The organism is Mesorhizobium sp. M1A.F.Ca.IN.020.06.1.1, from assembly GCF_004023265.1.
In the GTDB taxonomy this organism is placed as follows: domain Bacteria; phylum Pseudomonadota; class Alphaproteobacteria; order Rhizobiales; family Rhizobiaceae; genus Mesorhizobium.
In genome coordinates this window covers 1-5,009 of record NZ_RZSR01000412.1, presented here as the reverse complement: position 1 = coordinate 5,009, position 5,009 = coordinate 1, and the positions used below count along the sequence as shown (strand labels likewise).

3 protein-coding genes and 1 pseudogene are annotated in these 5,009 nt (G+C 64.7%); 1 reads left to right on the top strand and 3 read right to left on the bottom strand.

Going from position 1 to position 5,009, the window contains the following annotated elements:
- Together EOA60_RS18400 and ileS are read right to left on the bottom strand one after the other, a co-directional pair.
- A pseudogene (locus EOA60_RS18400) lies at window positions 1-419 on the bottom strand (hypothetical protein); the annotation flags it as partial.
- 247 nt (window positions 420-666) lie between these two features.
- Window positions 667-3,651 carry an isoleucine--tRNA ligase gene (gene ileS, locus EOA60_RS18395; RefSeq protein ID WP_164748167.1) on the bottom strand — a complete coding sequence of 995 codons (2,985 nt, stop codon included), beginning with the start codon at window positions 3,649-3,651 and terminating at the stop codon, window positions 667-669.
- Window positions 3,652-3,705: 54 nt separating this feature from the next.
- Between ileS and EOA60_RS18390 the strand changes: the two genes are divergently transcribed.
- Window positions 3,706-3,903 (top strand): hypothetical protein, encoded by a 198-nt coding sequence (locus tag EOA60_RS18390; RefSeq protein ID WP_067325119.1) that lies wholly within the window; start codon window positions 3,706-3,708, stop codon window positions 3,901-3,903.
- A 1-nt stretch (window position 3,904) separates the two neighbouring features.
- Here the strand turns inward: EOA60_RS18390 and EOA60_RS18385 are convergent, their stop codons facing one another.
- Entirely contained in the window at window positions 3,905-4,702 is a 798-nt protein-coding gene (locus tag EOA60_RS18385; RefSeq protein ID WP_095778378.1) for a MipA/OmpV family protein, read from the bottom strand.
- Window positions 4,703-5,009: the final 307 nt, after the last annotated feature.

Below are 5,009 nucleotides of genomic sequence, written 5' to 3'. Positions count from 1 at the left end.
GATGCAGAATCGGCCAAAGCCTTCTTCACCGCCACCGGGTCGGTCTGAACGTCCTCGACCGCTTCCGGCTGGTAGTTCGGGTCGTTCTGGTGGGCGGTCGCGTCGGCGCGAATGCGGGCGCGGCGCGCCTCGGGCGATTCGGGCCAGTCGGCGCTCGCCGTCTGGATGCTTTCCTGCGGTGGCGGCAGAGTTTCCTTCTGTCCCGGCGCAGGCTTCACCAGGTCCGGGCGCGGCTTATAGTCGATAGGATCGCGGCGCTTCGGCGTGATCGCGATGGCGCCCGAAACGTCGTCGGCGAGTTGCTCGGCGGCGGTCTTGTCGGTTCCGTAGGTCGGAGAGCCGACGCAGCCCGACATGGCTATGGCCGATGCCACAAGCGGCGCCAGCAGCGCGGCGCGCGCAAACGTTCTTTCGGTCATGCCAAAAAGTCCCACTTTAAAGCCTTTCGGTCGCCACCGGCCACAGGGGCGCGGTCCCCTTCTTCCCCGCGTTTGCGATGGAAATCCGGCGACAATTTGTCTGCCGGAGTGTCGCGTGTTTACCTCAACCACTTGTCAAGGGCAACGCGCGGGCGAATTTGCGCCGCCCGGCGTGGCACTTTTGCACTTATTTCATGGGTGCATATCGTTAGCCCAAAACCGCTGCGCACTCTTGGGCGACATGCACCTACAAACGCCCGAGCGCCCTCAGTTCACGCAGCACGGCAGCATCGCGGGCCGAGACATCGTGAAATTCCGGATCCTGCCCGACATCGGCCGTGTAGCGCCAGGAGCGCGCGCATTTGACCAGACCGCGATCCTGGGCCTTCTCGACGACGACCGCGACGCCCTTGACGTCATCCAGCGTGAAAGCGCCTTGCGGCGCCTTGCCATGGCTGATGACCAGATCGCTGGTGATCGCCATCTCGGCCATGTCGACATCGGCGATGGCTGCTTCCAGCGCCGCATCGTCGATGGTGACCACCGGCACGGCTTCCAGCGAGGAGCCGATCAGTTTATCGGCGCGCGCGATCTCAAGCGCGCCGGTGACGACGCGGCGCACCTGCCGGACCTTGCGCCATTTCTCGGCCAGCGCCTCGTTCCTCCAGTTATCCGGAATGGCCGGGAACTGGTCGAGATGCACCGAGGCGGCTTCGGGGTGACGGTCGAGCCAGGCCTCTTCCATCGTGAAAGGCAGCATCGGTGCCAGCCACTTCACCAGGCATTCGAAGAGATGGCGCACGACCTGCACTGCCGCCTTGCGGCGCAAGCTGGACGGCGCGTCGCAGTAGAGCGCGTCCTTGCGGATGTCGAAATAGAAGGCCGAAAGCTCCACCACCATGAAGTCGAGCAGCGCGCGGGTGATGCGCTTGAACTCGAAGGCGTCGTAGCCCTGGCGCACCGCCTCGTCGAGTTCGGACAGCCGGTGCAGCATCAGCCGCTCCAGCTCCGGCATCTTGTCCAGCGGCACGTCCTCGCCATCGTCATGGGCGAGCGTGCCCAGCATCCAGCGAATGGTGTTCCTCAGCTTGCGGTAGGCGTCGATATTGGTCTGCAGCACGTTCTTGCCGAGCCGCTGGTCTTCCCAGTAGTCGGTCGTCACCACCCAGAGCCGCAGGATATCGGCGCCGGACTGTTTTATCACGTCCTGCGGCACGACCGTGTTGCCGAGCGACTTCGACATCTTGCGGCCTTCCTCGTCCATGGTGAAGCCATGGGTGATGACCGTCTCGTAAGGCGCCCTGCCCCTCGTCCCGCAGCTTTCGAGCAGCGAGGAGTGGAACCAGCCGCGATGCTGGTCGGAGCCTTCGAGATAGACGTCGGCCGGCCATTTGAGGTCGGGCCGATCCTCCAGCGTGAAGACATGCGTCGAGCCGGAATCGAACCAGACGTCGAGGATGTCCGTCACCTGGTGCCATTTCGAGGCGTCGTGGTTGCCGAGGAAGCGCTCCTTGGCGCCCGGCGCGAACCATGCGTCGGCGCCCTCCTGCTCGAAGGCGTCCATGATGCGCTGGTTCACCGCCTCGTCCTTCAGCACATTGCCGTCGGCATCGGCGAAGACGGCGATCGGCACGCCCCAGGCACGCTGGCGCGACAGCACCCAGTCGGGGCGCTCCTCGATCATGGCGCGGATGCGGTTCTGGCCGGCCGCCGGCACGAAGCGCGTGTCGTCGATCGCCTGCAGCGCGCGGCTGCGCAGCGTCGTGCCGTCGCCGAGGTCCTTGTCCATATAGACGAACCATTGCGGCGTGTTGCGGAAGATGACGGGCTTCTTCGAGCGCCAGGAATGCGGATAGCTGTGCTTCAGCCGGCCGCGCGCGAACAGCGCGTTGCGCTTGATCAGTTCCTCGATCACCGCCTGGTTCGCGTTCCCCTTCTTGCCGTTGTCGTCGATGACGCGCGCGGGGCCGTCCTCGCGGTCCGGGCCGAAGCCCGGCGCGTCCTTGGTGAAGAAGCCGGCATCGTCGACCGGGAACGGGATCGAGGTGTCGACGCCGCGCTTGATGAGTTCGGCCACCGCATCCATCCAGGCATCGAAGTCCTCGCGGCCGTGGCTGGGCGCGGTGTGCACGAAGCCGGTGCCGGCATCGTCGGTGACATGCTCGCCGGCGATCATCGGCACGGGGAACTCGTAGCCGCCGCCCAGTCCTCTGAAAGGATGCGAAAGCGTAAGACTTGCAAGCTGTTCAGGGGAGACGTTGTGAAGCCGGTTCAAGGTGACCTTGGCTTTGGAAGCGGCGTCCTCCGCCAGCGCGTCGGCGAAGATCAGCTTCTCGCCGGGCTGCGGCCCGAAGCTGTTCTCGGCCGCGGTCACTTCGTAGAGGCCATAGGCGACGCGCGGCGAAAAGCTGACAGCGCGATTGCCGGGCAGCGTCCAGGGCGTCGTTGTCCAGATGACGACATGCGCCTCCAGCAGGTCGAGTGCCGTCCCATTCAGCGCCGGCGCGGCATCGGCGGCGTCGACCGGCCGGGCAAGGCTCGCCACCGGGAACTTCGCCCAGATCGTGTCGCTCTCATAGTCCTGGTATTCGACCTCGGCCTCGGCGAGCGCGGTGCGCTCGACCACGCTCCACATCACCGGCTTCGAGCCGCGATAGAGCTGGCCGGACATGGCGAATTTCAAAAGCTCGCCGGCGATCCGCGCCTCGGCGTGATAGGCCATGGTCGTATAGGGATTGTCGAAATCGCCGATGACGCCGAGCCGCTGGAACTCGTCGCCCTGCACCTTGATCCAGTGGGCGGCGAAGTCGCGGCATTCCCTTCGGAACTCGTTGACCGGCACCTCGTCCTTGTTCTTGCCCTTGGCCCGGTACTGCTCCTCGATCTTCCACTCGATCGGCAGGCCATGGCAGTCCCAGCCAGGCACGTAGTTGGCGTCGTAGCCGCGCATCTGGAAGGAGCGGTTGATGACGTCCTTGAGGATCTTGTTCAGGGCGTGGCCGATATGGATGTTGCCATTGGCATAGGGCGGCCCGTCATGCAGCACGAATTTCTCTCGGCCGGCGGCTTCATCGCGCAGCTTGCGGTAAAGCTCCATGTCCTGCCAGCGCCTGACCAGGCCGGGCTCCTTCTCGGGCAGGCCGGCGCGCATCGGGAAATTGGTCTGCGGCAGGTAAAGCGTTTTGGAATAGTCGATGGTTTCAGCAGTATCGGTCACGGGAGTGTCGGTCATTGGGTCTGCCATGTGCATTGCCCGTTGGCAAAATAGCTCGGGCGTTGAACTATCATGATCTGGAAAAAGCGCGAGGGGGCCGCGCGCAAAAGTCCCGGCGGCTCCGGCGGCGCTCAGGCCACCCGGAACACCGGGCCCGTAATTCGTATCGCGATCGCAAAAAGGCGCGAAAAGCTCGTCATGGCGTGGCTTTTAGCGGATGCCGCGGCAGGAATAAAGCGCGGATTTCAAGCCAAAGCGCCGGTATTTTGACTTACATCGAGAAATTGAAACGGTAGGTGGTCGACACGCCAACGGTCCACTGATCGCGGTCGCCGCGCTCCTTGACCAGACTGGAATCGGCCGCCGGCCCCATCAGGCGGGAATATTCGGTGAAGACGCTGGCCGTCATCGGCTCGGTCACTTTCCAAGTGATCGCGCCGCCGAGCCCGGTCGACTTCAGCCCGCCGCCCGGATGGTATTCGCTGAGGCCCGAGGCCGCAGCTTCCGTGGCGTTGACGCCGTAATAGGCGTCGAAATAGCCGGCCGAGGCGAAGGAGACACGGGGGCCGCCGGAAATGCGGACGGTCGGGGTGACGTCGTAGAAGGCGTCCGCCGCGATGTCGGCGACGAAACCGTTGTGGGCGCGGATGCCGTGTCTGAGCTCCGCCCGGGCCCGCACCCAATCCAGCGGATAGAATTCGAAGAAGCCGCCGACCTCGCCGCCCCAGCGCACCGGATCAAGGCCTTGCAATTCGTCCTTGCTGGAACGCGAGAACAGGAACTTGCCGGTCAAGCCGGCGCGCACGCTGCCGTCGTCGATCAGCGCCAGCGAGATGTTGTCGTTGCGCGAGGTGAAACGCGCCTCCGGCCCTGCCTTGCCGAGCGAGATGATGGGCTGGGCGCTCAGCATATATTTCTTGCCGCCCTCGAAATTCGGGGCAACGAGACCGGTGGCGCCGAGCGTCAGGTACCAGTCGCCGGAAATCCAGCTCCCCTCGCCGGCCTGGGCAGAGGTGACGGCCATCAGGCCAGAGGCGAGAACCAGCGGAATCGTCCCGACAATACGCATCGTCAACCCTTACGCGAAACAGGCCGGCAGGAACACCGGGCAGCGCAGAAGGCATGGCGTCAGTGCGGTAAATTTTGACTTAAGATCCGTAACAGAGACGGCGCGGACCGCCAGCATGGAGATCGGCCGCCCGGCTCAGCTGCCGCGCGGCGCGTGCGACATGTCCAGCAGCTTGGCCACGGCCTTCGAGCCCTTCCCCGCGACGCGTGCCGATCCGTCGTCACCCACCTCAACGGTGGCGCCGCTGGAGAAGCTAAGCGACCAACCATCACCTTTGGCGTTGCGGCGCCACCGTTGAGGTGGGTGA